This window comes from Actinoplanes palleronii (genome assembly GCF_016862315.1).
In the GTDB taxonomy this organism is placed as follows: domain Bacteria; phylum Actinomycetota; class Actinomycetes; order Mycobacteriales; family Micromonosporaceae; genus Actinoplanes; species Actinoplanes palleronii.
In genome coordinates, this window is the sequence record NZ_BOMS01000088.1 from 127025 (window position 1) to 153842 (window position 26818).

The following is a 26818-nucleotide window of genomic DNA, read 5'->3' on the forward strand; positions in this document are numbered from 1 at the left end:
CTCGTGACGACAGAGGTGGTGTCGCTCGAGCAGGCCGTGCACACGGCGGTCGAGCAGGGACGTGCGGAACTGACCGTCCTGGAGGCCGTCACCGCCGAGCTGGCCGGTGCGTTCGCGCCGTCGCCGCCCGGCGCGGGCACCCGGCTCGACGCGTTCACCCGCGCGTTCCCGGCGCAGCTGCGCCGGCACCTCGACCGGGAGGGGGAGTCGCTCGGGTCGTTCAACATCGCGTTCTTCGGGCGTACCGGCGTCGGCAAGAGCACCCTGCTGTCGGCGTTCGGCCGCCTCGACGGCGAGTACGTGTCGCCGGGGGTCAGCGACTGGACCACCGAGGTGCGCCCGGTTGCGTGGCGCGACTGCCGGCTGTTCGACACCCCCGGGATCAACGGCTGGGGCCGTACCGAGAGCCGCGACCACCTCGAGGCCAAGGCGCGCGAGGCGGTCGAGATCGCCGACATCGTGCTGCTGTGCTTCGACAACCAGTCGCAGCAGGAGATGGAGTTCGCGAAGATCGCCGCGTGGATCCGCAGCCACGGCAAGCCGGCCGTGGCGGTGCTCAACGTGCGCAACCCGCGCTGGCGGCACCCGGCGAAGGTGCCCGCGGCCCGGCGCGCGAACCTGTCCGCGTCGGTGCGCCAGCACACTGACAACATCCGCACCCAGCTCGTGCAGATCGGGTTGCCGGACACCCCGATCGTCGCGCTCCACAGCCGGCGGGCGCTGTTCGCCCGGGCCGCCACCCCGTTCCACGGGCCGGCCGAGCAGGACTTCCAGCACGAACGCGACCAGTTCGGGATCGACTACCTCGACCGCTGGTCGAACTTCCCGGCCCTGGAGCGCCTGATCGCCACCGCGATCGCCGAGGGCGGCGCCGAACTGCGGCTGGCCGCGCTGCGCGAGGACCTGCGGGCCCGCTGCCATCGTGGGGCCGGCGAGCTCGAGGACCTCGCGGCCGCGATCGCGCTGGACGCGGACGCCGCCGAACGCCAGGCCGAATCGCTGTTCGCCATGCTCGGCTACCCGGAGGCCGACGCCGGCGACGAGGCGTCCAGCGCGGAGCTGGTCAGCGTGTCCGAGCAGGCGCGCGGGCGGCCGTACACGTCGCCGGTCAGCGGGGCGCTGGACCGGTTCGTCCGGCACCTGGCCGCCTCGCACCTGGCGAAGTGCCGGCGGCAGGCTAAGGCCGCCGCGGACGACCTGATCCGCACCGCGTTCGACGACCACACCACGATCGACGAGGCGGCGTTCGCCGAGGCCGTTTTCGATCAGGAGGCCCTCGCGGCCGCGGCGCAGGCGGTCTGGGCCGATCGCCGGGCGTTCCTGCAGCGGGAGCTGGCCGTCGCGGTCGAGCATCGGAGCCTGGACAACGGACCGGCGGTCTCGCACGCGGCGACCATCCTCGGTGAGGAGGGCGGCGGCGTGGCCGGTGACGTGGTGCGGGGCACCGGCATCGCGGTCGGTGTGGGCGCCCTGGCGGTGCCGGCCGCGCTGGCCATGTTCTGGAACCCGGTGGGCTGGGTGATCGGCGCGACCGTCGCGGGGGTCGGGATCGCCGGGCAGATCCAGCAGCACTTCGGCCGCAAGATGACCCGCACCGCCGCCGAGCAGGCCGGCAAGGCGAGAGCGCAGGCCATCGCGGACTGCCATCGCGCGGTGGACCAGACGTTCGCCGACTACGAGCAGGCCCTGGTGCGGCACAGCCGGGCCGCGGCGTGGACGGCGCTGGCGCCCGCGGTCGGGGAGTCGCTGAACGCCGCGATCGCACTGCGCACGGACGGCGCCCGCGCCGTCCAGCTGATCGGCAGCGTGCGAGCCTGCACGGAGGCGATCACGGCGGCGCCTCCGGTGACCGACGTGCTGCTGCGCGCACAGCGCCGGATGGGCGAGTCGCCGGCCGCGGTGACCCGCACGCTGCTGGGCGAGGACTGGCTCGAGTCCGATCTCGATCACCCGGTGGCGCCGCTCGACCCCGCCGTGCCCGAGCGGTACGCCGCGCGCCGCGAGCAGGACCACCGGCGGCTGACCGATGCCTTCGCCGCGGCCTGGACCACCCCGCCCGCCGCTGGCATCCAGGCATGGCGCGCCGGCCTCGACGACGCGGCCGACGGCGACCCTGAGCTGGCCGCCATCGCGGCGACCTTCCGGCGTGTCGGCGCGGCACCACCGGCGCTGGCCGTGCTCGGTGACTACAACTCCGGCAAGTCGTCGCTGCTGCGCCGGATCGTGGTGGACAGCGGCGCGACGCCGCACACCGCGTTCGACATCCGCGCCTCGCCGGCGACCGCCGCCGCGCAGCACCACCCGTTCCCCGGCTTCACGCTGGTGGACACCCCGGGCCTGCAGAGCGGGCACGCCGGGCACGACAGCGCCGCGCTGGCGGCGATCGCCGAGGCCGCGCTGGTGTTCGTCGTCGTGCACATCAACCTGCTGGTCGGGGACACCGCGATCCTGGAGGAGCTGTCGCGGGGCTCGGAGCTGGTCGCCGCGAAGGGCGCCCGGATGGTGTTCCTGGTCAACCGGTGCGACGAGCTGGGCGTCGACCCGCTGACCGCACCGGAGGCGTTCCTGCACCTGCAGGACCGCAAACGCGACGAGCTGCGGGCCGCGTTCGCCGCCCGCGGTGTCGACGTCGGGATCGACCGGATCCACTGCCTGGCCGGAGACCCGTACGGCCTGGTCGGCGCGGACGACACCGCCGGACCCGGCGACTTCGACGAGCACCGGCTGTGGGACGGCGTCTCCGCGCTGACCGGCACCCTGACCGAGCTGTCCGCCGACCAGCTGGCCGCGGCCGCCGCGTCGGCCGCCTTCGACGCCGCGGTCACCGGCCTCAAACGGCACCGGCACACCCTGGACCAGGAACGGGACGACGGCAGCACGGAGCTGCGCCGCTCCGAACCGGTGATCGCCACCCTGCGCGCCGCGATCGACGACGCCGTGGTCGTCGAGGAGTCGCTGCGCGAGGACGCCCGCCGGATGGTGGACCGCCACCTGGTGACGACGAAGTCCGCGGTCGCCGAACTCGACCGCAAGGACGCCAAGAAGCTGGAGAGCCTGGTCGCGTCGTGGTGGACCGCACCGCAGTTCGAAGCGGATCTGGAACGCTATCTCGCCGACGCGGCCCAGCGGCTGCAGGAGTGGCACAGCGACCACATCGCGGCGATCGGGCGGGAGATGCGCGCCGCCGCGTTCCAGGTGGCACCGGAGTTCGCCGCCGAGTTCAAGGCCCGCGGCACCGCCTGGTACGAGGAGGTGACCGAGGGCGCCGGCACCGTCGCGGGTGCCGCCGCACCGCTGGCGAAGGCGCTGGGCAACCGTGAGGCGATCTACGCGATCGGCAAGCAGCTCGGCCACAAGTTCAAACCGTGGGGCGCGGTCAAGGGCGGCACCACCGTGGCCCGGGCCTCGATCGTGCTCGCCGCGGTGGCGGCCGCCGTCGACGTCGCGGCGATGGTCACCGACCACAAGAACGCCGGCAAGCACCAGCACGAGCAGCAGGCAGCGGCCGAGGCGATCGACGAGGCCGCCGCGCGGATCGTCGAGCAGATCATGCGCGGGGAGCAGGGCGAGGGCCCGGTCGGCTACCTCGACGCGCGGATCACCGAGCTGGCGGCCCTGCTCGACGGGCACCTCGACCGCACCGCGTCGATCAAAGAACGGATGGACGCGGCGGCAGCGCGGTCCGCGACGGCCGGCGCGTTGCTCGCCGCGGCGGACACCGTGATCGGCACACCGGGAAGGAACACGTGAGCATGGTCGACATCGAGGCGGTGCGGGACTGGCTGGGCCGGCTGCCCGGCGGATCCCTGGCCGGGCGGTACGCCGGCGACTGGGACGCGTTCGCGCGGCACGACCGGCCGGTGCTGACCCTGTTCGGGTCGTACGACACCGGCAAGAGCTCGCTGCTGCGCCGGCTGCTGGTCGACGCGGGCGGTGAGGTGCCCGGCTGGCTCACGATCAGCGCGCGCCACGAGACGTTCGAGGTCAACGACGCCGAGGTCGGCGGGTGCACGGTGCGCGACACCCCCGGGTTCGCGGTCGGCGCGTCCGACATGCGGGCGCAGAACAACGCGCGCCGGGCCCGGGCGGCGGTCGGGCTCACCGACGTCGGCATCGCGGTGCTGACGCCGCAGCTGGCGACCGCGGAACGTGACCTGCTGCAGCAGCTGGTCGCGCGGGGCTGGCCGGCCGGGACGATGTGGTTCGTCATCTCCCGCTTCGACGAGGCCGGCGCCGACCCGGAGTACGGCCTCGCGGCGTACCGGGACCTGGCCGCCCGCAAGGTCGGCGAGTTGCGGGAGATGTTCGCGCTCGACGAGCGGGTGCCGGTCTTCGTCGTGGCGCAGGACCCGTTCCAGAGCGCCGGCCCGGACACCGGGCTGGACCGCGACACCTGGGACGAGTTCCGCGGCTGGGACGGCATGGACGCGCTGACGGACGCCGTCGCGGCGGTGTCGCCGTCGGCGCTGCCCGGCTGGCGGCAGGCGGCCGGGCAGCGCTACTGGAGCGTGGTCCTGGACGACACCGTGACCGAGCTGCGCCGGCAGCTGGCCGACTACACCGCCCAGGCCGAGGTCGCCGCGGGCGGTGTCGCGCGCCGCGACGGCTGGCAAAGCGAACTCGACACCCTCGACCGGGCCGCGCACGCCGGGCTCGACGGCCTGGTCGAGGAGGTGATGCGCCGCTCGTGGGCGCCCGGCGCCGGCGCCGCCGAGCTGCAGGCCGAGATCCAGCGCACCCTCGACGAGTGGTTCACCCAGCACGACGTGCGCCTGCAACGGCTGCGGGCCTCGATCCGCAAGGCCAAGGAACGTGAGCGCGCCCGGCCGTCCTGGGCCGGGTTCGCGTCGCTGGCCGCGACCCTGCGCGCCGAACCGGAGCCCGGGGCGGCCGGGCCCGGGTCCGGCGCTGTGGCCGGGCATCTGGAGCAGGTCGGGACGATGCTGATCGGCGCGTTGAAGGCGGTGAACGACGTGGCGGCCACCGGCCGCAAGACCCGGGTGGTGACGGTGGCGCAGGGCTGGGGCCGGCACGTCGGCACTGCCGAGGCCGTGTTGCCGCTCGCCGTCTACCTGGCGAAGGTCGTCGACGACCGGCGCGCCGGCCAGGCGCGCCAGAGCCAGGACCGGGCCGCGATGGAGCAGCGCCAGCAGGTCGTCGACGAGGCCACCCGGCACGCCCGCGACGCCTGGCAGCCGTTCGTCGACGCGGTCCGCGACGAGATCGTCGCCGAGACCGCCGACCAGGTCGACCTGGACGCGAGCCTGCGCGAACTCGTCGGGCAGCTGCAGCAGGCCGTGGCCGAGGGCGAGAGCCTGCGCTGAGCGGACTGCCGGAACCCGGACAGACCTGTTCCATCGTGGACTCCCCGGGGTATCGTCGCCGGTAAATGCGTCGGCCCCGGTGGGGAGTCTTTCCGATGAGGCGTGTCTGTGCCGCGTTCCTGGTCATCATCCTGCTGCTCACCGGCTGCGGCGACTCCGGTGGTGGCTCGTCCTCCGGTGACAAGGTCACCTATCTGACCGCGTTCGGCGCGGTCGGCCGGGACGCCTTCGCCTGGGTGGCGCAGGAGAAGGGTTACTTCCGTGACGCCGGGCTCGACGTCACCATCCGGCTCGGCGCGGCCACCGGCGAGAACCTGAAGGTCCTCGCGGCCGGGCAGGCCCAGTTCGCCAACCTCGACCTGACCGGCACCTGGATCCTGGCCGGCAAGGGGGAGTACCCGGACGTCCGCGCGATCGCCGCGATCCACCAGCAGACCCTCGTCTCGATCGTCTCGCTGGCCGGCGCCGGGATCACCACGCCGAAGGACCTGGAAGGCCGGAAACTGGGCGCGGCGACCGGTTCGGTCAACCAGTTGCTGTTCCCGGCGTACGCGAAACTCGCCGGTGTCGACCAGGCCCGGGTGACGTGGGTCAACGCGCCACCCGCGCAGCTGCCGGCGCTGCTGGCCAGCAACCGGGTGGACGCGCTGAGCACGTTCCTGATCGGCGCGAAGGGCCTGGAGAAGGCGGCCGGCGGCAAGAAGGCCGTGGTGCTGCCGTACAGCGCGTACCTGCCGGAGCTGTTCGGCAACGGGCTGATCGCCCCGCTCGCGATCACCCGCGACCAGCCCGACCTGGCCCGGCGGTTCCGCGACGCCGCGCTCAAAGGCCTGGCGTACACCATGGAGCATCCCCAGGAAGCCGCCGAGATCATGAAGAAGGCGCAGCCCGCCGCGGACATCACCGCCGCGGTCGGCGAGATCACCCTGATGGCGCCGTACGTGAAGACCTCCGGCGTCATCGACCGCCAGCGGGTCGCCGCCGAGATCGACACCCTGCAGAAGAACGGCCTGATCCCGCCGGGGCTGACCCCGGACACCGCCGTCGACTTCGCCCTCGCCCCGGCGGGCTGACCCGATGACCGCCCGCGCCAGCTACTCGTTCGACAACGACGACCCGGTCGCGGCCGGCCGGCACCGGCTGCTCGCCGCGGTGCTCGACCCGTTCACCGTCGAACGGCTCACCGCGCTCGACGACCTCACCGGGCGGCGCTGCCTGGAGGTCGGCGCCGGCGGCGGCAGCATCGCGGCCTGGCTCGCCGAGCGCACCGGACCGGCCGGTACGGTGCTGGCCACCGACCTCAACCCGCGCCACCTGTCCACCAGCGGCGGCTACGCGGTGCTGCGCCACGACCTGACCACCGAGGACGTGCCGCAGCCGCCGTGGGACCTGATCCACGCCCGGCTGGTGCTGTCCCACCTGCCCGGCCGCGCCGACGTGCTGACCCGGCTGGTCGCCGCGCTCGCCCCGGGCGGGACGCTGCTGATCGAGGAGTGGGTGTCGGCGTATCGCGGCCTGGTGCTGGCCGCCCCGGACCCGCAGACGGCGGCGCTGGTCGAGCGCTACCACGACACCCTGGTCGGCCGGCTGCTGCCGGGCAACGGCGGTGACCCCGGCTGGGGTGCGACCGCGCACGCCGCGCTGCTGGCGGCCGGGCTCACCGGTGTGCACACCGAGATCCGGGCCTCGTCCTGGCCGGGCGGCACCGCCGGCGCCCGGCTGATCGCGGCGAACATCGCCCAGCTGCGCGCCGGGTTCCGTGACGCCGGGTTCACCGACGAGGAGCTGGACCGGCTCAGCGCGCTGGCCGAGGATCCGCGCCTGGTGATCCGCGGGCACTTCACCTACGCCGTGGCCGGCCGCCGCCGGTGAACGCGTCCCGCCCGGTGCTGCCGGTCGCCGGCGCGCTCGCCGCGATCGGGATCTGGTGGGGCGCCACCGCGGTGTTCGGCATCCGCCCGCTGTTCCTGCCCGCCCCACCCGACGTGGTGGCGGCGTTCCGCGCCCAGCCCGGCTACCTGCTGTGCGAGACCGGCGCCACGCTGCTCGAGACGGTCACCGGGTTCGGCCTGGCCGTGCTGCTCGGCCTGCTGATCGCGGTCACGCTGACCGCCTCGCGCACCCTGGAACGGGCCGCCCTGCCGGTGCTGGTCGCGCTGAACTCGGTGCCGAAGGTCGCGGTCGCCCCGCTGCTGGTGGTGTGGCTCGGCTTCGGCCCGCGCCCCAAGGTCGTCCTGGTGCTGCTGATCTGCGTGTTCCCGATCGTGGTGGCGACGATGGCCGGGCTCACCTCGACACCGTCCGAGCTCGGCGAGCTGAGCCGGTCACTGTCCGCCTCGGCGTGGCAGACGTACGTCAAGATCCGCCTGCCGTGGGCGCTGCCGCAGGTGTTCACCGGCCTGAAGGTCGCGGTCTCGCTCGCGGTGATCGGCGCGGTGGTCGCGGAGATCAGCAACCCGAGCGGCGGGCTCGGCGCGGTCGTGGTGCTCTCCGGCATGTCGTTCGACACCCCGCTCGCGTTCGCCGCGATCGTGCTGCTCGCGCTGCTCAGCACCGCGCTGTTCTACCTGGTGGTGGCGGTGGAACGGCTGCTTGTGCCGTGGGCGCGGGCGATTGCCGGATGATCGGCCTGGACCGGGTGTCGCGGACCTTCCCGACCCGCGACGGTGAGGTCACCGCGCTGTCCGACATCGATCTGCGGGTCGACAAGCACGAGTTCGTCGCCGTGATCGGCCGTTCCGGGTGCGGCAAGTCGACCCTGCTGCGGCTGATGGCCGGGCTGCTCGCGCCGACCAGCGGCACGGTCACCGTCGACGGTGCCCCGGTGCGCCGGCCCCGCGCCGACGTGGTGCTGATGCACCAGCTGCCCGCGCTGCTGCCGTGGCGCACGGCGCTGGGCAACGTGATGCTGCCGGTCGAGATCCGCCGCCTGCCCCGGGCCGACCACCGGGTCAAGGCCGCCGAACTGCTCGACGCGGTCGGTCTGACCGGATTTCACCACCGCCATCCGTACGAACTGTCCGGCGGGATGCAGCAGCGGGTCGCGCTGTGCCGCGCCCTGATCCAGCAGCCCCGGGTGCTGCTGATGGACGAGCCGTTCTCCGCGTTGGACGCGCTCACCCGCGAGGAACTGGCCACCCAGCTGCAGGCGATGCACATGAGCGCCCCGGCCACCACGGTCTTCGTCACCCACTCGATCGCCGAAGCGGTCCTGCTCGCCGACCGGGTGGTGGTGCTGAGCACCCGCCCGGGCCGGGTCCGCCAGGTGCTCGACATCGCCCTGCCGCGGCCGCGCTCGTTCGGCCACAGCGCGCACGTGGCCGAGGCCGCCGGCTACGTCGCCGAACTGCACGACCTGCTGCTGCACGACTGACCCGGGGCCGCGCGGTGGCAGCGCGCGTCGCGGCCCCGGCTGGTCCTCACGGCCGTATTCCGGTCGCCATAGGGGCCGTCAGGACCAGCCGGTGAGCGCGGGGCGCGGCCGCAGCCGGGAGTGGGGCGGTGTGGCGCGAGGCCACCGCGGGACGTGGCTCGTAGCCTGCGGGCGGGCGCTCCGTATTCGTACCGAATAGGGGTTTAGCGGTCGATGCCGAACAGCGACGCCGCGTTGCCCGAGGTGAAGGCGTGGCGGGCGGCGTCGGAGGGGAAGTGGGTGAGGAACGTGGTGATGGCGTCGCGGTCCGGGTGCTGGAACGGGTAGTCCGTGGAGAAGAGCAGCCGGTCGGGACCGGTCACCGACAGGGCGTGGTGCAGCAGCGCCGGGTTGAACATGCCGGACGCGGTGATGTGGAAGTGGGACCGGACGTAGTCCGAAACTGATCGGGGCAGGCCGGTGACCCGGGACAGGCTGTCCGCGCGGTCCAGCCAGAACAGCAGCATCTCGCCCCAGTGGCCGAGCACGATCTGCAGGTCCGGGTGCCGGTCGAAGGTGCCGCGCAGGATCAGGCGCAGCGCGGCCGTGGCGGCGTCCAGGTGCCAGCCCCAGCCGAAGGTGGCCAGGCCGAGATCGGTCAGCGGGCCGAAGCCACGGTACGACGCGTCGCGCACCGCGGCCGACGGGAGCTGCGGATGCAGGAACACCGGCTGCCCGAGCCGGGCGCACGCGGCGAAGAAGTCGTCGTAGGCGGGATCGTCGAGCAGCAGCTCACCGGAGCGGCCGTAGACCATGGTGCCGACGTGGCCCAGGCCCGCGGCGCGCTCCAGCTCGGCGACGACCGCGCCCGGTGCGGACATCGGCAGCGTGGACAGCGCCCGGAACCGGGTCGGGTGGGTGGCGACGGCCGCGGCGGCCAGGTCGTTGGCGGCCCGGCTCAGCCGGACCGCCTGCTCGGGGTCGAGGGGCTGGGTGCCCGGCGGGGTGAGCGCGAGCACCGCCACGTCGATGCCCTGCGCGTCCATCGTGGCGAGCCGGCCGGCGCCCAGATCCTGCAGGCGCTGCTGGTGGTCGCCCAGGTCGTTGAAGGCCAGGCTCTCGTCGCGGCGCTCGGGTGGTGCGGCGCGCAGTGCGGCGGTCAGCTCCGGCATGATCCAGTGCTCTTCGATGGCGATGAGTGTCATGATCCAAGCGTCGGCCGAGCCCGATGCCGTGACGGTCCGCGGCGTAGGATCACCACTATGGAAGCACCGGATATAGCGGATTCCATGCGGTTGGAGCCTGAGGACGTACGAATCATTCGTGCCCTGCAGATCGATCCGCGGGTCGGATTCACCGCCGTGGGTGCGGTGCTGGGGATCTCCGAGCTGACCGTGGCGCGCCGCTACCGCCGGATGTGCCGGGCCGGGGTGCTGCGGGTGGTCGGCGTCGTCGACCCCGGGGCGCTCGGGCAGAGCCAGTGGATGGTGCGGCTGCGGTGCCGGCCGGGCAGCGGCACCGCGATCGCCGAAGCCCTCGCCGGGCGCGACGACGTCAGCTGGGTGACGCTGGCCGCCGGCGGGTCCGAGGTCACCTGCGCGGTGCGCTCCCGGACCGCCGAGCAGCGCGACGACCTGCTCGGCCGGCGCCTGCCGCGCGCGGCCGCGGTGCTGGACCTGCAGGCCGCGGTGCAGCTGCGCCAGTTCGTCGCCGGTCGCGGGCACTACTGGGTGGCGCTGACCGGGGTGCTGACCCCCGAGCAGGAGACCGCGCTCGGTGCGACCGGCGGGAGCCCGTTCGTCGAACGGCCGATCGTGCGGGACCCGCCGGCGACGCTGAGCGCCCCGGACGACACGCTGCTCGCGGCGCTCGCCGCCGACGGGCGGGCCAGCCTGGTCGACCTCGCGGCCGCGACCGGGCTCACCGCGGGCCGGGTGTCGCGCCGGATGCAGGCGCTGCTGGCCGCCGGCGTGCTCTACCTCGACGTGGAGATCGCGCCGCTCGCGCTGGGCTACCGGGCGCGGGCGATCCTGGCGCTGCGGGTGCACCCGGCGCAGCTCACCGCGGTCGGGCGGGCCCTCGCGGCGATGCCCGAGGTGGCGTTCGCCGCGGCGGTGTCCGGGCGGGACAACCTGCACGCCGTGGTGCACTGCGCCGACCTGGACCGGCTGTTCGTGTTCACCACCGAGCGGGTCGGCGCGCTGCCCGGCGTCGAGACCATGGAGGTCAGCCTGACCTCGCGGCAGGTCAAACAGGTCGGCACCCGGGTCGACGGCGGACGGCTGACCTAGGTTGCACCGGTGCGGTGCAGAGGCACCTCGGCGGTGACCTGCCAGCCGCCGCCGGGCGCGCGACCGGCGGTGAACCGGCCGCCGAGCAGGTGCACCCGCTCGCGCATGCCGATCAGCCCGAGGCCGCCGCGGTACCGGCCGATCGCCCGGGGCGCCCGGCCGTCGTCGTGGATCTCGACCCGGACCGTGCCGCGCGCGGTGCGTACCGTCGCGGTTATCTCGCGGGCGCCGGCGGCATGCCGCCGGGCGTTGGCCACCGATTCCTGTACGAGCCGCAGCACCGACGTCACGACCGCCCCGGCCACCGGCTCGCCCAGCTCCACGGTCAGCCGGACCGGCGGGCCGGTGTCAGCGGCAAGGAGCTGATCGACCGGCGCATCGTCCTGGAGGCCCAGCGCCTGCTCGCGCACAGCGACCACACCGCGGCACAGATCGCCGCCCGGCTCGGCTTCGCCAGCGCCACCAACTTCAGCAAGTACTTCCACACCCGCACCGGCGTCACCCCGATCGCCTTCCGCGGCAGCAGCCGGACGACGTGATGGCGCCGTTTCGCCACCGGCCCGCCCCGTCCGGCAGTACGGTCCCGGCGTGAACCTGATCCGGCTGATCTACATCAGCACGAAGAACACCCTGCCCGAGGGGGAGATTTTCCGCATCCAGGAGCAGGCACGGCACAACAACGCCCGTGACGACCTGACCGGGGTGCTGTTGTTCAACCGTACGTATTTCCTGCAGTACCTCGAAGGCGACCGCGAGCAGGTGACCCGCGCCTTCACCGTCATCGCCGCCGACACCCGGCACTGCAAGGTCAACATTCTGCACGTCGCGGACATCGCCGAACGCAGCTATCCGGACTGGTCGATGGGCCTGCTCGACAGTGCGTCACCGTCGGTGCGCGGCGTCCTGAACGAGGTGCTGCCCGGTGGCCTGTTCCTGCCGGACAACCTGACCTGCGAATCCGCGATCCGGGTCGTGCAGCGCACCCGGTCACTGCACCTGACCCACTGACCGCAGGTCATCCGCTCGCATCGGGCCCGGCCCGGTCGAAGTCGTGGCGGTGGCGCAGGATGTCGCCCTGGTGCCCACGGACCCAGCCGACGAGCCCCTCCACGGCCTGGCCCAGGGAGTGCCCGAGCGGCGTCAGGGCGTATTCCACCCGCGGGGGCATTTCCGGGTACGCGGTCCTGGTCACCAGCCCGTCGCGGGTCAGCGCGCGCAGCGTCTGACCGAGCATCCGCTGGGAGATGCCGGCGACCTGCTGGTGCAGCGCGGTGAAGCGCAGCGGGCCGGATGCCAGGGCCGTGATGGTCAGCAGCGTCCACTTGTCGCCGACCCGCGCCAGCACGTCCCGGACCAGCTCGATCGTCTGCACGCAGTCCGGCGCGATCCCCCGCTGTGCGAGGTCGGCACCCCACGAAATCGCCATCGCCGTTCCTGACTTCGAAGTGCGTAACGGCGGGCCGGATTAACGGCGGTCGCCGCGCGTTTCTTACTGATCGTAAGCATTGCGGCGGAGGGAAACGCATGACCCGGCACGACACGTTCACGATCTCGCGGCACTTCGACCGGCGGCCGGCGGAGGTGTTCTCGGCCTTCGCCGACACCGGGCTGCGGCGGCGGTGGTTCCGGCTGCCGGGCAGCGGCGCTGCGTACGATCAAGATTTTCGGGTGGGCGGTGGGGAGACGGCGCACAGCACGTTCACCGGGCTGGACACCGCGCCCGAGCGGCTGGAGTACCGCTCGCGGTATTTCGCCATCGCGGACGCCGAGCGGATCGTCTACGGCTACGAGGCGATCGTCGACGGTGACCTGCGGTGGACCTCGCTGGTCACCGTCCGGTTCGAGGCGGAGACGGGCGGCACCCGCCTGGACTGGACCGAGCAGGTGACCTTCCTGAGGTACGACGGGGACGGCAGCGCCGACCTCGCGCACCTGCGGGGTGGGAGCACCCTGCGGCTGAACGGCCTCGAACCGGCCCTGCGCTCGGCCGCGCTCCCGGGCCGCGCTCCCGGCGGCGAGAGTTAGAGGTCGACCCTCCCGGGCCGCGCTGCTGGCCGGCGAGGGTCAGAGGTCGACGACGACCTTGCCGTGCACGTGCCGGCCGGCCTGCAGCTCGACCGCGGCGCGGATCTGCTCCACCGGGAACGTCGCGGCGATCGGCACCCGCAGCTTGCCCGTCGCGACCAGGCGGGCGATCTCCTCGAGGGCGCCGGGCGCGGCGTTGGCGCCGTTCGCGGGCGTGATCCCGTCGACCTGCGCGGCGATGGTGGTGAGGCGCTTGTCCGGCACGCCGAGCTCGCGGGCCGCCTGCACCGTGTCCGTGCCGTGCAGGTCGACGGCCGCGGTGACGCCGCCGGGCGCCAGCGCGCGGACCCGGTCGGCGAGGCCCTCGCCGTAGGTGACCGGCTCGGCCCCGAGCGCGCGCAGGGCGTCGGCCGACGTCGCCGATCCGGTGCCGATCACCCGGGCCCCCGCGAGCACGGCGAGCTGCACGGTGAACACGCCGACCCCGCCGCCCGCGCCGCCGACGAGCAGCGTGTCACCCGGACCGGGTTGCACGACGGCGAGCGCGGCGGCGGCCGTGCACCCGGCAATGGTGAGGGTGGCGGCGGTGCGGTCGTCGACGCCGTCGGGCGTGTGGTGCGCGTCGCCGCCCACCGCGATCGTCCCGGCCACGTCGATCACCACGTGGTCGGCGACCGCGCGGGAGAGGGCGCCGCCGAACACCCGCTCGCCGGTCGCGAACGCCGTCACGCCGTCGCCGACCTGGTCCACGACACCGGCGTAGTCGGTGCCGAACCCGGACGGCAGGCTCAGGCCGAACCGGCGGGCGGTGTCCGCGTCGGAGGCCATGAACCAGTCCATCGGATTCAGCCCGGCCGCGGTGACCCGCACGCGGATCTGCCCCGGTCCGGCCTGCGGTGCGGGGACCTCGCGGAGGCTCAGGGCCTCGGGGCCGCCGAACGACTCGACGAACTGCACCGCTCGGCTCGTTTGCACGCTCATGTGTCTGCTCCGGTGGCTGCCACGAGAAACGGACTATGCTCCGTTTGCTGAGAGCACCGTAACACGCAACCGGAGCGTGATCCGTTTTGACTACGCCAGAAGCCCGCACCCCGCAGGCTGCGCCAGAAGCCCGCACCCCGCGGGCGGATGCGGCTCGCAACCGCACCCAGCTGCTCGACGTCGCGACCCGGGTGTTCGCCTCGGCCGGCGCCGAGCCGTCGATGCGCACCATCGCCCGCGAGGCCGGGGTGGGTATCGCCACGCTCTACCGGCACTTTCCCACCCGCGAGTCGCTCGTCGACGCGGTTTACCGCGATCAGGTCGCGCGGCTCACCGACGGCGCCCGCGAGCTGCTCGCCGCGCTGGCCCCGCCGGCGGCGCTGCGCCGCTGGATGGAGCTGTTCGGGGACTGGATCGCCACCAAGAACGGCATGCTCGACACGCTGCTCACCATGATCGAGTCGGGGGAGATCGCCCACGCGCAGACCCGGGCCGAGCTGCTGGCGGCCATCGACCAGATTCTCGGCGCCGGCCGCGCGACCGGCGAACTACGCGCCGACGTCACCGCCGAGGACATCGCCGCCAGTCTGATCGGCATCTTCACCGTGGCGCCGCCGCCCGAGCACGAGGCCAGGGCGAGCCGCTTGCTGAACCTCCTGATGGACGGCCTGCGCGCGACACGGTGAACCGCCGGCCGATCGTGGTGCGCGTCATGCATTTGTTGATCATTCGTCGATCGGGGCAGCTGATCATGCCCGCATGACAGATCCGGTCGACCTCTCCAGCAGCGCGTTCTGGAGCCGGTCGCCGCGCGAGCGGGACCGGAGCCTGTCGATCCTGCGCCGCGACCGTCCGGTCAGCCGGCAGCGGCCCCTCGAGGATCCGGTGCTGCCCGGCGCGGCCGGCGGCGGCTACTGGGCGGTCGTCGGGCACGCCGAGGTGGTCGCGGTCAGCCGGGACCCGCAGACGTACTCGTCGGATGCCCGGCACGGCGGGGTGACCATGGAGGCGTTGCCGCCCGCACTCGCCCGCGCCACCCAGTCGATCATCGCGATGGACGCGCCGGAGCACGCCCTGCTGCGCCGGCTGGTGTCGTCGGCGTTCACGCCGCGCCGGATGACCGAGATGGACGGTGCGATCCGCCGGGCGGCCCGCGACATCGTGGCCGCGGCCGGGGCGAAAGGAGAGTTCGACTTCGTCGCCGACGTGGCCGAGCCACTGCCGATCTGGGCGATCTGCGAGATCCTCGGCCTGGACGAGCCGGACCGCACGTGGATCCTGCCGCACGCGAACGCGATGACCGGCTGCCGCGACCCGGAGTACGGCGGCGCCGACCCGATCGGGGCGCTGCGCGACGGCCTTGTCGCGTTCGGCGCGCTGACCGCCGAGCTGATCGACGACCGGCGGCGGCACCCGGGCGAGGATCTGATCAGCGCGCTGGCCGAGGCCGAGGTGGACGGCGAGCGGCTGACCGACGACGAGATCGCCGCGTTCGTCATCCTGCTGGTCATCGCGGGTAACGAGACCACCCGGCACGCGATCGCGCACGGGGTCAAGGCGCTGCGCGACACCCCGGAGCAGTGGGCCGCGGTCGCCGCCGACCCGGAACGGCACCGGGAGGGCACGGTCGAGGAGATGGTCCGCTGGGCCACCCCGATCATGACGTTCCGCCGGACCGTGACCCGGCCGGCGCTGCTCGGCGGGCATCAGGTAGCGCCGGGGGAGAGCGTGGTGCTGTTCTACGAGTCGGCCAACCGGGACGAGGCGGTGTTCACCGACCCGTGGCGGTTCGACATCGGGCGGCGACCGAATCGGCACATCGCGTTCGGCGGTGGCGGGCCGCACTTCTGCCTGGGCGCGCTGATGGCCCGCAAGCAGATCGGGCACCTGGTCGCCGAGGTGGTGCGGCAGATGCCGGCCCTGGAACTGGCCGGGCCCCGCTACGTGATCGGCAACTTCATCAACGCCGTCGGCGTGATGCCGGCCAGAAGTGGAGCCCTCGCTTGACCACCCACGTGGTGACCGGCGCGACCGGCCTGGTCGGTGCCGCCCTGGTCCTGGAGCTGCTGACCCGCACCGACGCGACCGTGATCTGCCTGGTGCGCCCGGGCCGGTCCAGCGCCACCGAGCGGCTGACGACCGCCCTGACCGCGGCCGCCCGCGCCTACGGCCGGGAAGAGACGAACGTGGACGAGCAGATCTGCCGGGCCGTCCCGGCGGACCTGACCCAGGCCCGGTGCGGCGTCGACCCCGCGGAGATCGGCCCGGTCGACGAGTTCTGGCACTGCGCCGCCGACCTGCGCTACGAGGACCGCCACCGCGACCTGCTCTTCGCCACCAACGTCGACGGCACCCGGCACGCACACGACCTGGCCCGCGCGGCCGGCGCCACGGTCTTCAACTACGTCAGCACCGCCTATGTCGCCGGCCGCCGCACCGGCCTGCTGCGCGAGGAGCCGGCCCCGGCCGGGCTGGGCAACAACCACTACGAGGAGAGCAAGACCGCCGCCGAGCACCTGCTCGCCGCGACGACCGGGCCGGCGATCCGGGTGCTGCGGCCCAGCATCGTGATCGGGCACAGCCGCACCATGGCGGTGGCCGGCGGCCGTACCGGGCTCTACACGATCCACCGCCGGGTCCACCAGCTCGACCGGATGCTCACCCTGCTCGGCGACGCCGGGGGCCGGGGCCGCCCGCTGCGGATCCGCGCCGAGGCGGACAGCCCGATCAACGTGGTGCCGGTCGACCTGGTCGCGGCGGACGCGGTCGCGCTGAGCACCGCCGGCGCGCCGGCCGGCACCTATCACCTGACCCATCCCGCGCCGATGCGGCTGCGCCCCGGGCTGGACCTGATGTTCGCGATGTCCGGGCTGGCCGCGCCGCTGCTGGTCGGCGGCGACGACGGGTTCACCCAGATCGACCGCGAGTTCGATCGGCGGCTGGACTTCCACCGTTCGTACATGAGCGGGCAGAAGGTGTTCGACCAGAGCGCCCTGCGCGCGGTGCTGCCGGACGCCGCCCTGCTGTCCTGGACGATCGACGCGCCCACGCTGGAGCGCGTGTTCGGCTGGCACCTCGATCAGCTCTCGGCCACGGCGTCGGTGCGGGCAGCCGTGCGGTGAGCGCGATTGTCCGTACCCTCAATGGGGTCTTGATCTTGAAGCCGTTGTTGTCGGCGACCTTGCGGATCTCGGTCTGCCGGCACGGCGCGCCCGGACCGTCGCCGGTCGTCGTGGCCGCCAACCACGCCAGCCACCTGGACACCCCGCTGATCCTGCAGGCACTGCCGGGCGGACCCCGCCGCACCGCGGTCGGCGCGGCCGCGGACTACTTCTACGCCTCCCGGTTGCGGTCCGCCGGGGTCCGGCTGCTTTTCAACACCTTTCCGGTACGACGACCCGCGCGCCCCACCGGCCCCCGCGCCGCCCACGGCGGCCGCGCGGACGCCGACCGGCTGCTGACCGCCGGCTGGAACCTGCTGCTGTTCCCGGAGGGCACCCGCAGCCGCGACGGTGTGCTCGGCGACTTCCGCCGGGGTGCCGCTGCGCTCTGCCTGCGCCACGGCGTCCCGTGCCTGCCGGTCGGCGTGACCGGAACTCATCACGCCATGCCCCGCGGTCGCCGCTGGCCGCGCCCCGGCCGCCCACCCGTCGTCGTGCACCTGGGCGCACCGCTGACCCCGGCGCCGGCCGAGGACGCGCAGGCGTTCACCGGCCGGGTCGCCGCCGCGGTCCGCGCCCTGATCGCCTGCCCCCTGGGAGAGCAACCGTGAGCCGTGAACACATGAAGTGGTGGGGCTGGGGCCGCGCGGACACCGCGTTCCACCACGACGACAAGCCGGCGCTGCGCCCGCTGCTGCTCGACCGCCTCGGCGTCGACATCGACATCCCGGCCGCCACCCCGCCGGACGTCGCCGACCTGCACCTCCCGCCGCCGCGCCGGCCCGCACCGCTGACCTCCGCGCTCGCCGCGGCGACCCGGCTGTCCGACGACCCCGTCGAGCGGCTGGTGCACGGCACCGGCAAGTCGCTGCGCGAACTCGTCGACCTGCGCGCCGGACGTCTCGGCCGGCTCCCGGACCTGGTCGTGCACCCGGGCGACGAGGCCGAGACCGCCGCGGTGCTGCGGCTGGCCCTCGACCACGACGCGGTGGTCATCCCGTTCGGCGGCGGCAGCAACATCTCCGGCAGCCTGCGCCCGCCCGACGACGAACAACGCCCGGTGATCTCGATCGACCTGGACCGGATGAACCGGGTCACCTCGATCGACACCGAGTCGGGCCTGGCCGTGATCGAGGCCGGCGCGCTCGGCCCGGAGCTGGAGGAGCAGCTCAACGCGGCCGGCTGGACCCTCGGGCACTTCCCGGACAGCTTCAAGCACTCCACCCTCGGCGGCTGGATCGCCACCCGCTCCTCCGGCATGCAGTCCGACACCTACGGCGACATCGCCGCCATGGTCCTCGCCGTCCGCGTCGTGACACCGCACGGCCTGCTGCGGACCCGCCCGCTGCCGGGCACCTCGACCGGCCCGTCGGTGCTGCAGATGATCCTCGGCAGCGAGGGCCGCCTCGGCGTGATCACCGAGGCCACTGTCCGGATCCGCCCACTGCCGCAGCGCCGGGTGGTGCTCGGCTACCTCTACCCGAGCTGGGAGGCCGGCCTGCGCGCCACCGCGGCGATCACCCGCGGCGAGGCCCGGCCGGCCTTCGTCCGCCTCGCGGACGCCGAGGAAACCACGTTCTCACTGTCGCTGCGCACCGGCGGGCCCGGCCTGGCCGAGAAACTGCTTGATGGGTACGTCCGGAAAGTCCGCCGGCAGGACCCGGCGCAGTTGTGTCTCGGGCTGGTCGGGTTCGAGGGCTCCCCGGCCGCGGTCCGGCGCGACCGGCGGCTGGTGGCGGCCGCGGTCAAGGCGGCCGGCGGGTTCCCGATCGGCGCGGGCGCCGGCGCGGTCTACGACCGGAAGAAGTTCGACACCCCGTACATCCGCGACTTCCTGCTGTCGCGCGGCGTGCACGCCGACGTCTCGGAGACCGGCGCTCCGTGGTCCCGGCTGCCCGGCCTGTACACCGAGGTGATGACCGCGTTCCAGGCCGGCCTGGCGGCATCCGGGGCGCGCGGCTCGGTGATGTGCCACCTCTCGCACACCGACCCGGTCGGCGCGTGCCTCTACTTCACGTTCGCGGTGGTGCCCGCCGAGGACGGCGACCTGCACGACTACGACGTGGTCAAGTCCGCGGTCCAGCAGGCGTTCGTCGACGGCGGCGGCACCCTGTCCCACCACCACGCGGTCGGCACCGAACACGCCCGGTGGCTGTCCGAGGATGTGTCGCCGGCGGGCGCGGGGCTGATCGGCGCGCTGTTCGCGGGCATCGACCCGGCGGCCCAGCTCAACCCAGGCAAGATCGTCCCGTGAGCGCTCGTCTCCTGGATGGATAATGATCAGCCCACGCGGGTTGACGTTTCCCCCAGGAGATCGGCACCGGAGGACCAGCCACCCATGACGTCGGAGCGCACGCGGCCGAACTGGCCGGTTCAGATATCGATCGTCAGCGCGGTCCTGGCGGTGTCGCTCGTGGTCCTCACGCTCGCCGGCTTCACCAGTGGTCTCTTCGGATGGCATCCCGGGACACCGGCGGCCGTGCAGGGGGCGCGGGCGGTGAACCTGCCGGCGGCGGTGGGGGCGCCGGGTGTCCGCAGTGCCGACGAGACGAAACATCCGGTGGCCGCGGCTGGCGTCCTGATCAGCGGCAACACGTGGTTCGCGGACGGCTCCGGCTGGTACGGCGCGGTGATCAGCGCGGACGCGGGGGAGTACCGGGTGTTCGTCAACAACGCCGGGGCCGCCGGGTTCGGGGCCGTGCTGTCGCCGGACGGCCGCCGCCCGGCCTCCGGTGACGGGATCCTCGACATCGCGACCGGCCGGTGGACGGGGTACCCGCAGGCCTGGCAGGACCGGGAACTCGCGGCGCAGGCCTGGTCGCCGGACGGTGCCCGGCTCGCCGTGACCAGCCGCGTGCCCGGCGGCGACGGGCCCTACCCGTCAACGGCGAACGCTTCGGCCACCGTGCTGAACCTGCTCGACGTCGGCAGCGGCGCGATCACCGAGGTCGCGGGACTCCCGGACGCCGCGGCGCTGGACGGCTGGACGGTCGCGTTCTCGCCGGACGGCACACGTCTGGCGTACCAGGCTTCCGGTCAGGTCCGCATCGTCACCGTCGCCGACGGCCGGAGCACCGCTGTCCCGTTGCCGGACGGCGCACGGCTGGCGGGCAAGGGCAGCTGGACCCGCGACGGGCAGGGGCTGCTCGTGGTGTCGGGGGAGCACTGCTGCTCCTGCGGCGACTACCCGATGCGCTGGACCGTGACGACCCTCGTGGCGACAACCGGGGCAGCCGTGGGGCCGCGGTACCAGGTCGACGGGGCGTACGCGGTGCGGGTGCTCGGCTGGTGGCCCTCCGGCCGGCCGGTGGCTGTCGCGTACGCGCCCACCGATGACGCCGCCACGACACTGTTCGACGACGAGCCGAGCCGGTACCAGCTGATCAGCATGGACAAGGTCGATTCCGCCCGGCTGCTGGAGCTTTCACCGGGGAGCGGCCATCACCAGTTGAGCTCGGCCGGCACCGAGGCCATCGATGTGGCCGACTACGTGCTGGCCGCGGGCAAGGTCGGAACGGCCGCGACGCTGGCCACCACTGTCGACAGCATCGCCGGCGGCCTGCTCACCGCCGCGGCGCTCGCGGCCGCGACGGCGCTGCTGTCCGGCGGCTTCGCCCTCTGGCGGCGGCGCCTCCGCCGTCCGGCGCCGTAGGCGTCATGAGGATCGTCGACCGGCTCGGGCCGGTGGGAAAACCGCACAGCACATCGGCTGAGGTAGCCTCCACTGCCGCAGCGATGGATCAACTGCAATGCGGCCAGGAAGCTGCTGTACAGGTTGGACCGCCCCGGGCGGCGGTCCATAGTCGGAGGACTCATGCCGCCAACATCCGATGTGGTTGTGGACATCACCTGGCAACCCGAGAAGGCGGATCATCGAACGGCTGTTCGCGCGGCCCTGATAACGCCGGCCCGCAAGGTCGCCTGGATCATTCTGGTCAGCTTCATGGGTCTGCTGCTGATCCTCATGCTCCTGGTCGCGCTGACCACCGGCGATTTTCACGTGGGCTACCGAGCACTGGCAGCAATGGCCGCGGGCGTGTTGGGACCCTTCGTGCTACCTGCTCTCCTGGTAGAAATGGCCTGGCGATCGAGCCCGGCAGTACGACAACCCGCCCGAGCGCGCATCGATCCCCATGTGGGCATCACTTTCACTCAAGGCGGCACCTCGACGCTGCACACGTGGGCCGCGATCGGACGCATACGCGAGACGGACACGCTCTTCCTGGTCGGACTGGCCGCTCACAAAGGCATCAACATCCCGCTGCCCAAGCGCAGCCTGACCAGCCCGGCGCAGGTGGAATACCTGCGCTACCTGTTCCAGAACTTCCTGGCCCGCAACTGACCAGCAGAAAATCCTGGAGCGACCTGGGTTCGCTCTACCATTTCCGGCTCGACTTGGAACTTTGTGGGCCTTGGAACCAGGTCTGACCAGCGTCCGGGTCGATGCACGCCGCCTCGACCCGGCGGTCGGTCAGCCTTATGATGCGACGCCTTGGTGACCGAGCCAGATTGGCTGTGGAGGTTGGCGAGGTCTGGCCACCCGACGCGGCGACGGGCGATCTACGCACCGTCGATGTGTGGGCCGGTGGCACATGGCTGACCACCGTCGACAACACGGCGTACGTTCCCTCCTTTACCCACTACCTGCGGCGTGACGCGGAGCAGGTCCGCCGCCGTGACGTCAGGACCTGTCCTTTCCCGGAGCGCTCGCCGGAGGAGATCTGCCGACTGCTCTACGCGCAGGCCTGCGCCGGTGAGTCAGACTTCTCGGAGCAATTCCGGCTAATGGACTGGGGTCCGACCGCCGACAACGTGACCTGCTTCGCCTACCTGAACGGCGACGAACTAATCATCACCCTCGTCTTGCGGGACGACGATCACTTACCCGAGGACCAGGAAAAGGTCGTCGTTGCCAGGATCCTGGCGGACGAGTGCGTAGCTGTCCTCACCGAAGCGGCTGATCTACTGGATGCCGAACGCGTTCGATAGAGGGATCACCATGGCTGATCTTCTCCTGAGGCGCCCGGCCAGACCCGGAGTAGTCGCACGTGCGTTCTCTGCGGCAGATCCGGAAGTCTATCGAGGCCACCTCGGCGAGGTGGTCAAGCGTCGGCGATTTCCTGGAATGTGCCGTCGAGCATCATGCGGTAGCGGCGCGGCGGTCCCATCTGCAGCAGTAGCTGCTTCATGTGGGCCTCGCGTTCCGCCTGTTCGCGGCCGGTCGGGTCAGCGACCCGGAACCCCTGCAAAGGAACTTCGAACGGGTCGACGTCGGCAGGGTCCGGCAGGCCTTCCAAGATGAAACCGAACAAGGCGCGCAAGGCGTCCTCACCCAACTCCAGCGGATGAAACGGCAGCGGGTACGGCTCTCCTGAGAACGTCGACCCGACCGGCTGCTCGCCCGCCCAGTACGGACGCTCGAACTCGTACGGTTCGCCGATGTTCTCCCCGATGCCGCCGTCCGGAGAAACGCTGAGCGAGCGGACCAGAGAGCCGTTCTCCCACACCGCGAAGCACAGCCAATCGGAGACTGAGTGCATCCCGTGCATGATGATCCGCCGGTCACCTGCGGCACGAAGCAGACGGGCGGGTAGCTGCGATGGGGGGTCATAGACGAGCCGACGATCGCAGAACAACTCAGCGCCGGCCAGCACAGTCGCGTAGGTGGTGTCGTCCGGCGGGTACGTGTCGTCGCCGAGTACGCCGCCGTCAATCGGTGTCACCTCGTAGGCGGGGTGCATTTCGCGCACCAGGGCGAGGACCTCCGCAGGGTCGGCTCGAACCGCTTCCCGCAGAGCGGGGCGCAGAGCGCCCTCAGTGAAAGCAAGCAGTGCAGTCTTCGCGCCCATTGGACCCTTCGCCTCTTGCGGGGATGATCACGCAGACTACGGCCACCTGGCCTTGGTCGGGCATGGGTGATGCGTACTCGGCGCACCCCGCTACCGGATTGCTGCTACAACCGCGTATCAGCACGACAATGACACCAGCCCAGACCGCCGGTTACCGACCGTGACGCGGCGGCGGCCGACCCGAGCACGGACAGCGGCAGTTGAGTGAACTCCTCTGGCGAAGCCAGGTGCGCTGAGATGGCACCGCAGCTATCTTCGACAAGCGCCCGAGCAAGGGTGTGTCGAAGAGTCCGCGTACGGCGTCAGCCGGCGTCCTGGGGAGCTGACGATGGAATCGCCATTGGCGCGAGAGAACCGCGTGGTGCTTGAAGTAGTCCAGGCTGCGCTAGGGCTGATCTCCCGTGATATGCGAGCCATCTCGGTTTGCACGGAGCCGGACCGGATCGTCCTGCACGTCGCTGTCCACGAGCGGACTCCGCAGGTTGAGGAAGACGTCGACGACCTGGTATTCGAGCTGGACGCGCTTCAAGGCAAGGCGGTTGAAATTGAGGCATCAATCCACGTGGGTGAGCCGGGCGCTACTTGGCCGGGAAACCTCGGCCGCCGTGTCTACGTGGCGAAGCAACCATGACCCGAGTCGTGGGCGCCATCGCCCGAATCGCGGCAGATGAGGACGTCCACTTGTGGCGTGGCATCATTTGCCCTGTGGCGTTGTAGGACTGGGTACGGCGGAGGCGCGAATCGCCAGAGGCTGGGCCGTTGCGGTTCAACCGTTTCGTCGATGAGGACCGGGTCAGCTATCTCCACAGCCTCGTATTCACGTTCGGCGAGTTCGAGGCTGCTGACGAACTCATCGAGCTGCTGATGCCGGCAGGCCGAATCGGGGAGGCCGTTATCGCGGCTCGTCACGTCACTGCCTATGGCAGTGACGACGCGCTTGGTCGGTTGAGCCGCCGGTTGGACACTCCGGAGCTCCTGACGCTGGCCATCACGCAGCTGGAACAGCACGATGCTGATCCGGAAGCGGCGGAGGAGGGGTCGGCTGCTCATGCTCTTGCTGAGCTGCTGTATCTGCGCGGCCTGCTGGACCGGTTGCTGGGCAGGGCGAATGCGGGAGATTTCTTCGCATCCATGAGGGCCGCGGATATTTTGCTGAATCAAGGCCGGACCGATGAGGCGCGCCGCGTCTTGAGTGACCAGGCAGAGCGGGACGGGCCCTACGGTCACAACGCCCGATCGAAAGCCGAAACTATCGGCGAAAATCAGACATGACCGGCCTTCGGCGGCCTTGACTTCGGTGGCGGAATGTACTGAAGTCGGCAGATCCGCCTGTCGGCGCCGCCCCGTCACCGGTTACCGTGCGTGATGGGCTCGATGGCGCCTGACGAGCGACTTGCGGCAAGAGAGTGCCCTCGCGGTCGGCGCTGACGGGGCTGGCAAGCTGTACGCCATGGTGCCGTTGAAGGTCACTTACGACGAGGTCGCGGATGCGGCCTACATCTACTTCCAGGCGCCTGGTACTCGGGCGGCGACGATGTATCCGTGCGATCCAGTCGACGTAAACGGCATGATCAACCTGGATTTCGATGCGACTGGCCGCCTGATCGGTCTTGAGGTAGGGCCATATGTCCCCCAAGTACGCGCTTCGAATCCGCGCGGCCGAGTTCGCTGCAATAGTTTCAGCATTACCGCCAGTCCCCGTAGGGCTCGGCAGCCTCATATCCGCGTGGCCTGATTCGGGCGACCGTAGGCTTGATTGGCAGCATACACATCCGCAGCCGAGGAGGAACCGTGGCCAAGTGGATCGAGATGCACTATACCAACAGTCCATGGGACAAGAACCCACTAAAGATGGGGTCATTCGACTACGACAGGACACTGCGCTTTAGAAAGCTTGCGAGGCAAGGCTTTGAAAATCATCCCGGTAGTGACGCAGCGGGCGATAGCAGCAAGCTCATCAGGGAGGAGTGCCTACTGCGGACTGCTAGCGGCCAGTGGGTATTCGAGCACTCCGTACAGCGGCCTCCCGGTGATCCTGAAATTCACTACTCACTTTGGAGCGACGAGGATGCCGTTGGATGGCTGTCGGTCTTCGGAATGCAGAACGTTGTCGAGCACTACTTCGGTGCAGCCGAGGAGATTCGGCTTGATTATCCGCCAAACATCATACCGACGGCCAGCGGAGAACCTATATTCTTCCAGCCAGGTGCAGATTTGATCTCGAGAATCGACGCTTATGCAACCGCGAAAGGGTTTGACCGTCGGTACGCCCTATACTGGCTCCTAATCGAGGCTCTGAATGCCGCTGAGGCAGCCGATAAGTGTGGCAACTCCGACCCATCACACGGAGTTAGACATCCCGATTAGACATGATCCGATACCGTCCATTCGTCGATGCAATCGGCGCGCCGGGATTGACCCTCTTCGACACGACGCAAGGGTGCCACGGCAAGTAAAAACACGCACTCTCGTCGGCAGATGAGGTCGGCGGGAGCGCGATTATGGACGCTGCTGGGAGCTGTGTTTGTCTGCTACGGCGTCACGACAATTCGGCTGCATCCTGCCGTACGGGATCGTCGGACGCTGGGGTCGCGGCGGCGGCGCGCAGTGCTGCCTCCACCCGGCGGTTGTTGGTCATGGTGGTCGTGACGGCGGTCATGGCGAGCAGGAGGCCGGCGGCGGTGTAGAGCGGGGTGCGCACGTCGAACGTGGCGGCCAGCCAGCCGCCGAGGAAGGCGCCGAACGGGGCGGCGCACATGGCGAGCATGCGCGAGGTGGAGGTGACCCGGCCGATCAGGTGGGCGGGGACGATCGCCTGCCGCAGGGAGGGCGCGAGCACCATGGTCGCGCCCATGCCCGCTCCGCGGACCGCGAGCGCAAGGGAGAAGGCCGGGTTCGCGCTGGTCGCCGAGGGCGAGCTGGAACCGGACAAGCCGATCGACGACCGTCTGCACCGGGTGCTGCGCCGGGACCGCCCCGCCTGACGCGACGACCACGAGATGTTCGCCCGGCATTGCCGGCGCGTTCATCGCGGTGGAACGGCGCTTATCGCGGTCCGGCAATGATCAGGATCCGGCACTGTCGCGCGAACGCTGAGGGAGCACGATTCATGACCGCAGCGATCGCGACACAAGCGCGTCGGCCATCCCTGAGCCGGCGGATCGGCCGGGCAGCCCGGACGGTCGGGATCGTGGCGGTCACGGTGCCGCTGATCGGGATGCTCGGCGCGTGGCTGGGCTGGCAGCACGCCGGTGCCCTGCCGACCGGCGCCGAGATGCTCGCGATCGTCGAGGTGCTGACACCCGGCGACCCGCCCGCGAAGCTCGAACGGCGCGACCACATCGCCGGTCTGATCTACGCGGTGGACGAGGAGAACCCCCGCTTCCTCTTCGGCGCCGACGACTACGGCGCCGGCTACCGGGTTGCGGGGCAGTGCTCCGGGCTTCAGCCCGGGGGTGAAGGCCCGCGCGGGAGGGCCGCCAGGCCCGAGCGTGCCTTAAACAGGGCGGTTCTGCTGTTCGATGTACTGGCGTACGACGCTCAGCGGTGCGCCGCCGACGGAGCCTGCGAAGTACGAGCCCGACCAGAGCTTGTTGGCCCGGTAGTAGTGCTGGACCAGGTCGGGGAACTCCTGGCGCATCCGCCGCGACGACACGCCCTTGAGGCTGTTGACCAGCTTCGCCAAGGCGACCTTGGGCGGGAAGTTGACCAGTAGGTGCACGTGGTTGTTCTCCCCGTTGAACTCGACCAGCTCGGTTTCGAAATCGGCGCACACCGCCCGCATGATTTCCTGCATCCGGGCGAGGTGCCGGTCCCCGAACACCCGGTGCCGGAA

General features: G+C 71.6%; 30 protein-coding genes. 23 read left to right on the top strand and 7 right to left on the bottom strand.

Going from position 1 to position 26818, the window contains the following annotated elements; genetic code table 11:
* Positions 1-3 precede the first annotated feature (3 nt).
* The 6 genes from Apa02nite_RS28165 to Apa02nite_RS28190 all read left to right on the top strand — a co-directional run bounded on the left by Apa02nite_RS28165 (position 4) and on the right by Apa02nite_RS28190 (position 8697).
* Entirely contained in the window at positions 4-3750 is a 3747-nt protein-coding gene (locus Apa02nite_RS28165; protein WP_203827677.1) for a GTPase, read from the top strand.
* On the top strand, positions 3747-5324 hold the full coding sequence (locus tag Apa02nite_RS28170) for a GTPase domain-containing protein (RefSeq protein ID WP_203827678.1): 1578 nt from the start codon (positions 3747-3749) through the stop codon (positions 5322-5324). The genes Apa02nite_RS28165 and Apa02nite_RS28170 overlap by 4 nt, the downstream gene beginning before the upstream one ends.
* A gap of 95 nt (positions 5325-5419) precedes the next feature.
* Positions 5420-6397, top strand: coding sequence for an ABC transporter substrate-binding protein (locus tag Apa02nite_RS28175; RefSeq protein WP_239164624.1), 978 nt, complete (start codon positions 5420-5422; stop codon positions 6395-6397).
* Positions 6398-6401: 4 nt separating this feature from the next.
* Positions 6402-7196, top strand: coding sequence for a class I SAM-dependent methyltransferase (locus Apa02nite_RS28180; RefSeq protein ID WP_203827680.1), 795 nt, complete (start codon positions 6402-6404; stop codon positions 7194-7196).
* On the top strand, positions 7193-7948 hold the full coding sequence (locus Apa02nite_RS28185) for an ABC transporter permease (protein ID WP_203827681.1): 756 nt from the start codon (positions 7193-7195) through the stop codon (positions 7946-7948). Before Apa02nite_RS28180 ends, Apa02nite_RS28185 begins: the two co-directional genes overlap by 4 nt.
* Positions 7945-8697 (top strand): ABC transporter ATP-binding protein, encoded by a 753-nt coding sequence (locus Apa02nite_RS28190; RefSeq protein ID WP_203827682.1) that lies wholly within the window; start codon positions 7945-7947, stop codon positions 8695-8697. The genes Apa02nite_RS28185 and Apa02nite_RS28190 overlap by 4 nt, the downstream gene beginning before the upstream one ends.
* 203 nt (positions 8698-8900) lie before the next feature.
* Here the strand turns inward: Apa02nite_RS28190 and Apa02nite_RS28195 are convergent, their stop codons facing one another.
* A complete protein-coding gene (locus tag Apa02nite_RS28195) occupies positions 8901-9881 on the bottom strand; it encodes an amidohydrolase family protein (protein ID WP_203827683.1) in 981 nt (326 codons plus the stop codon).
* Positions 9882-9965: 84 nt separating this feature from the next.
* Here Apa02nite_RS28195 and Apa02nite_RS28200 point away from each other — a divergent pair, with 84 nt between their 5' ends.
* Entirely contained in the window at positions 9966-10967 is a 1002-nt protein-coding gene (locus Apa02nite_RS28200; protein WP_203827684.1) for an Lrp/AsnC family transcriptional regulator, read from the top strand.
* On the opposite strand, the gene Apa02nite_RS28205 is transcribed toward Apa02nite_RS28200, so the two are convergent.
* Entirely contained in the window at positions 10964-11224 is a 261-nt protein-coding gene (locus Apa02nite_RS28205) for a sensor histidine kinase (protein WP_203827685.1), read from the bottom strand. The two genes, Apa02nite_RS28200 and Apa02nite_RS28205, sit on opposite strands and share 4 nt — an antisense overlap.
* On the opposite strand from Apa02nite_RS28205, the gene Apa02nite_RS28210 reads away from it, so the two are divergent.
* Positions 11204-11506: a helix-turn-helix domain-containing protein gene (locus tag Apa02nite_RS28210; protein WP_239164625.1), complete on the top strand. Its 303-nt coding sequence runs from the start codon at positions 11204-11206 to the stop codon at positions 11504-11506. The two genes, Apa02nite_RS28205 and Apa02nite_RS28210, sit on opposite strands and share 21 nt — an antisense overlap.
* A 49-nt stretch (positions 11507-11555) precedes the next feature.
* Positions 11556-11975 (top strand): BLUF domain-containing protein, encoded by a 420-nt coding sequence (locus Apa02nite_RS28215; RefSeq protein WP_203827686.1) that lies wholly within the window; start codon positions 11556-11558, stop codon positions 11973-11975.
* Between the two features lie 7 nt (positions 11976-11982).
* Here Apa02nite_RS28215 and Apa02nite_RS28220 read toward each other — a convergent pair whose 3' ends face one another.
* Positions 11983-12393 (bottom strand): winged helix-turn-helix transcriptional regulator, encoded by a 411-nt coding sequence (locus Apa02nite_RS28220; protein WP_203827687.1) that lies wholly within the window; start codon positions 12391-12393, stop codon positions 11983-11985.
* Between the two features lie 98 nt (positions 12394-12491).
* On the opposite strand from Apa02nite_RS28220, the gene Apa02nite_RS28225 reads away from it, so the two are divergent.
* On the top strand, positions 12492-12992 hold the full coding sequence (locus Apa02nite_RS28225; protein WP_203827688.1) for an SRPBCC domain-containing protein: 501 nt from the start codon (positions 12492-12494) through the stop codon (positions 12990-12992).
* Between the two features lie 39 nt (positions 12993-13031).
* Here Apa02nite_RS28225 and Apa02nite_RS28230 read toward each other — a convergent pair whose 3' ends face one another.
* A complete protein-coding gene (locus tag Apa02nite_RS28230; RefSeq protein WP_203827689.1) occupies positions 13032-13973 on the bottom strand; it encodes an NADP-dependent oxidoreductase in 942 nt (313 codons plus the stop codon).
* An 86-nt stretch (positions 13974-14059) separates the two neighbouring features.
* Between Apa02nite_RS28230 and Apa02nite_RS28235 the strand changes: the two genes are divergently transcribed.
* From Apa02nite_RS28235 to Apa02nite_RS28270, 8 genes are all read left to right on the top strand, one after another.
* Entirely contained in the window at positions 14060-14659 is a 600-nt protein-coding gene (locus tag Apa02nite_RS28235) for a TetR/AcrR family transcriptional regulator (protein WP_239164626.1), read from the top strand.
* 73 nt (positions 14660-14732) lie between these two features.
* Positions 14733-15980 carry a cytochrome P450 gene (locus Apa02nite_RS28240; RefSeq protein WP_203827690.1) on the top strand — a complete coding sequence of 416 codons (1248 nt, stop codon included), beginning with the start codon at positions 14733-14735 and terminating at the stop codon, positions 15978-15980.
* Positions 15977-17095, top strand: coding sequence for an SDR family oxidoreductase (locus Apa02nite_RS28245; protein ID WP_203827691.1), 1119 nt, complete (start codon positions 15977-15979; stop codon positions 17093-17095). Before Apa02nite_RS28240 ends, Apa02nite_RS28245 begins: the two co-directional genes overlap by 4 nt.
* A 35-nt stretch (positions 17096-17130) precedes the next feature.
* Positions 17131-17745 carry a lysophospholipid acyltransferase family protein gene (locus tag Apa02nite_RS28250; RefSeq protein WP_203827692.1) on the top strand — a complete coding sequence of 205 codons (615 nt, stop codon included), beginning with the start codon at positions 17131-17133 and terminating at the stop codon, positions 17743-17745.
* Entirely contained in the window at positions 17742-19388 is a 1647-nt protein-coding gene (locus Apa02nite_RS28255; protein ID WP_203827693.1) for an FAD-binding oxidoreductase, read from the top strand. Before Apa02nite_RS28250 ends, Apa02nite_RS28255 begins: the two co-directional genes overlap by 4 nt.
* Before the next feature lie 84 nt (positions 19389-19472).
* Complete coding sequence (locus Apa02nite_RS28260) at positions 19473-20786, top strand: PD40 domain-containing protein (protein ID WP_203827694.1); 1314 nt, start codon at positions 19473-19475, stop codon at positions 20784-20786.
* Between the two features lie 186 nt (positions 20787-20972).
* Entirely contained in the window at positions 20973-21476 is a 504-nt protein-coding gene (locus tag Apa02nite_RS28265; protein ID WP_203827695.1) for a YcxB family protein, read from the top strand.
* A 173-nt stretch (positions 21477-21649) separates the two neighbouring features.
* Positions 21650-22123: a hypothetical protein gene (locus tag Apa02nite_RS28270; RefSeq protein ID WP_239164631.1), complete on the top strand. Its 474-nt coding sequence runs from the start codon at positions 21650-21652 to the stop codon at positions 22121-22123.
* A 113-nt stretch (positions 22124-22236) separates the two neighbouring features.
* Here Apa02nite_RS28270 and Apa02nite_RS28275 read toward each other — a convergent pair whose 3' ends face one another.
* Complete coding sequence (locus tag Apa02nite_RS28275) at positions 22237-22983, bottom strand: DUF6928 family protein (RefSeq protein ID WP_203827696.1); 747 nt, start codon at positions 22981-22983, stop codon at positions 22237-22239.
* A 328-nt stretch (positions 22984-23311) separates the two neighbouring features.
* Between Apa02nite_RS28275 and Apa02nite_RS28280 the strand changes: the two genes are divergently transcribed.
* The 4 genes from Apa02nite_RS28280 to Apa02nite_RS28295 all read left to right on the top strand — a co-directional run bounded on the left by Apa02nite_RS28280 (position 23312) and on the right by Apa02nite_RS28295 (position 25350).
* Positions 23312-23614, top strand: a complete 303-nt coding sequence (locus tag Apa02nite_RS28280) for a MafI2 family immunity protein (RefSeq protein WP_203827697.1) — start codon at positions 23312-23314, stop codon at positions 23612-23614.
* 128 nt (positions 23615-23742) lie between these two features.
* A complete protein-coding gene (locus Apa02nite_RS28285; RefSeq protein WP_203827698.1) occupies positions 23743-24255 on the top strand; it encodes a hypothetical protein in 513 nt (170 codons plus the stop codon).
* A gap of 178 nt (positions 24256-24433) precedes the next feature.
* Positions 24434-24718: a DUF2283 domain-containing protein gene (locus Apa02nite_RS52415; protein WP_203827699.1), complete on the top strand. Its 285-nt coding sequence runs from the start codon at positions 24434-24436 to the stop codon at positions 24716-24718.
* 56 nt (positions 24719-24774) lie between these two features.
* Positions 24775-25350, top strand: coding sequence for a hypothetical protein (locus Apa02nite_RS28295; protein WP_203827700.1), 576 nt, complete (start codon positions 24775-24777; stop codon positions 25348-25350).
* A gap of 172 nt (positions 25351-25522) precedes the next feature.
* Here Apa02nite_RS28295 and Apa02nite_RS28300 read toward each other — a convergent pair whose 3' ends face one another.
* Complete coding sequence (locus tag Apa02nite_RS28300) at positions 25523-25837, bottom strand: hypothetical protein (RefSeq protein ID WP_239164627.1); 315 nt, start codon at positions 25835-25837, stop codon at positions 25523-25525.
* Here Apa02nite_RS28300 and Apa02nite_RS51980 point away from each other — a divergent pair.
* Positions 25836-25967, top strand: a complete 132-nt coding sequence (locus Apa02nite_RS51980) for a hypothetical protein (RefSeq protein ID WP_275412535.1) — start codon at positions 25836-25838, stop codon at positions 25965-25967. The genes Apa02nite_RS28300 and Apa02nite_RS51980 overlap by 2 nt on opposite strands.
* 512 nt (positions 25968-26479) lie before the next feature.
* Here Apa02nite_RS51980 and tnpA read toward each other — a convergent pair.
* Positions 26480-26818: IS200/IS605 family transposase (gene tnpA, locus Apa02nite_RS28305; RefSeq protein ID WP_203827701.1), on the bottom strand; the 339-nt coding region annotated here is incomplete at its 5' end.

Excerpts from the sequence above, each read along its gene's own strand:
- Apa02nite_RS28300 (WP_239164627.1), bottom strand. The coding sequence starts at position 25,837 with ATGGGCGCGACCATGGTGCTCGCGCCCTCCCTGCGGCAGGCGATCGTC.
- Apa02nite_RS28240 (WP_203827690.1), top strand. The coding sequence starts at position 14,733 with ATGACAGATCCGGTCGACCTCTCCAGCAGCGCGTTCTGGAGCCGGTCG.
- Apa02nite_RS28195 (WP_203827683.1), bottom strand. The coding sequence starts at position 9,881 with ATGACACTCATCGCCATCGAAGAGCACTGGATCATGCCGGAGCTGACC.
- Apa02nite_RS28200 (WP_203827684.1), top strand. The coding sequence starts at position 9,966 with ATGCGGTTGGAGCCTGAGGACGTACGAATCATTCGTGCCCTGCAGATC.
- Apa02nite_RS28280 (WP_203827697.1), top strand. The coding sequence starts at position 23,312 with ATGGAATCGCCATTGGCGCGAGAGAACCGCGTGGTGCTTGAAGTAGTC.
- Apa02nite_RS28210 (WP_239164625.1), top strand. The coding sequence starts at position 11,204 with ATGCCGCCGGGCGTTGGCCACCGATTCCTGTACGAGCCGCAGCACCGA.
- Apa02nite_RS28175 (WP_239164624.1), top strand. The coding sequence starts at position 5,420 with ATGAGGCGTGTCTGTGCCGCGTTCCTGGTCATCATCCTGCTGCTCACC.
- Apa02nite_RS28190 (WP_203827682.1), top strand. The coding sequence starts at position 7,945 with ATGATCGGCCTGGACCGGGTGTCGCGGACCTTCCCGACCCGCGACGGT.
- Apa02nite_RS28225 (WP_203827688.1), top strand. The coding sequence starts at position 12,492 with ATGACCCGGCACGACACGTTCACGATCTCGCGGCACTTCGACCGGCGG.
- Apa02nite_RS52415 (WP_203827699.1), top strand. The coding sequence starts at position 24,434 with ATGGTGCCGTTGAAGGTCACTTACGACGAGGTCGCGGATGCGGCCTAC.
- Apa02nite_RS28220 (WP_203827687.1), bottom strand. The coding sequence starts at position 12,393 with ATGGCGATTTCGTGGGGTGCCGACCTCGCACAGCGGGGGATCGCGCCG.
- Apa02nite_RS51980 (WP_275412535.1), top strand. The coding sequence starts at position 25,836 with ATGCCCGCTCCGCGGACCGCGAGCGCAAGGGAGAAGGCCGGGTTCGCG.
- Apa02nite_RS28180 (WP_203827680.1), top strand. The coding sequence starts at position 6,402 with ATGACCGCCCGCGCCAGCTACTCGTTCGACAACGACGACCCGGTCGCG.
- Apa02nite_RS28275 (WP_203827696.1), bottom strand. The coding sequence starts at position 22,983 with ATGGGCGCGAAGACTGCACTGCTTGCTTTCACTGAGGGCGCTCTGCGC.
- Apa02nite_RS28230 (WP_203827689.1), bottom strand. The coding sequence starts at position 13,973 with ATGAGCGTGCAAACGAGCCGAGCGGTGCAGTTCGTCGAGTCGTTCGGC.
- Apa02nite_RS28260 (WP_203827694.1), top strand. The coding sequence starts at position 19,473 with ATGACGTCGGAGCGCACGCGGCCGAACTGGCCGGTTCAGATATCGATC.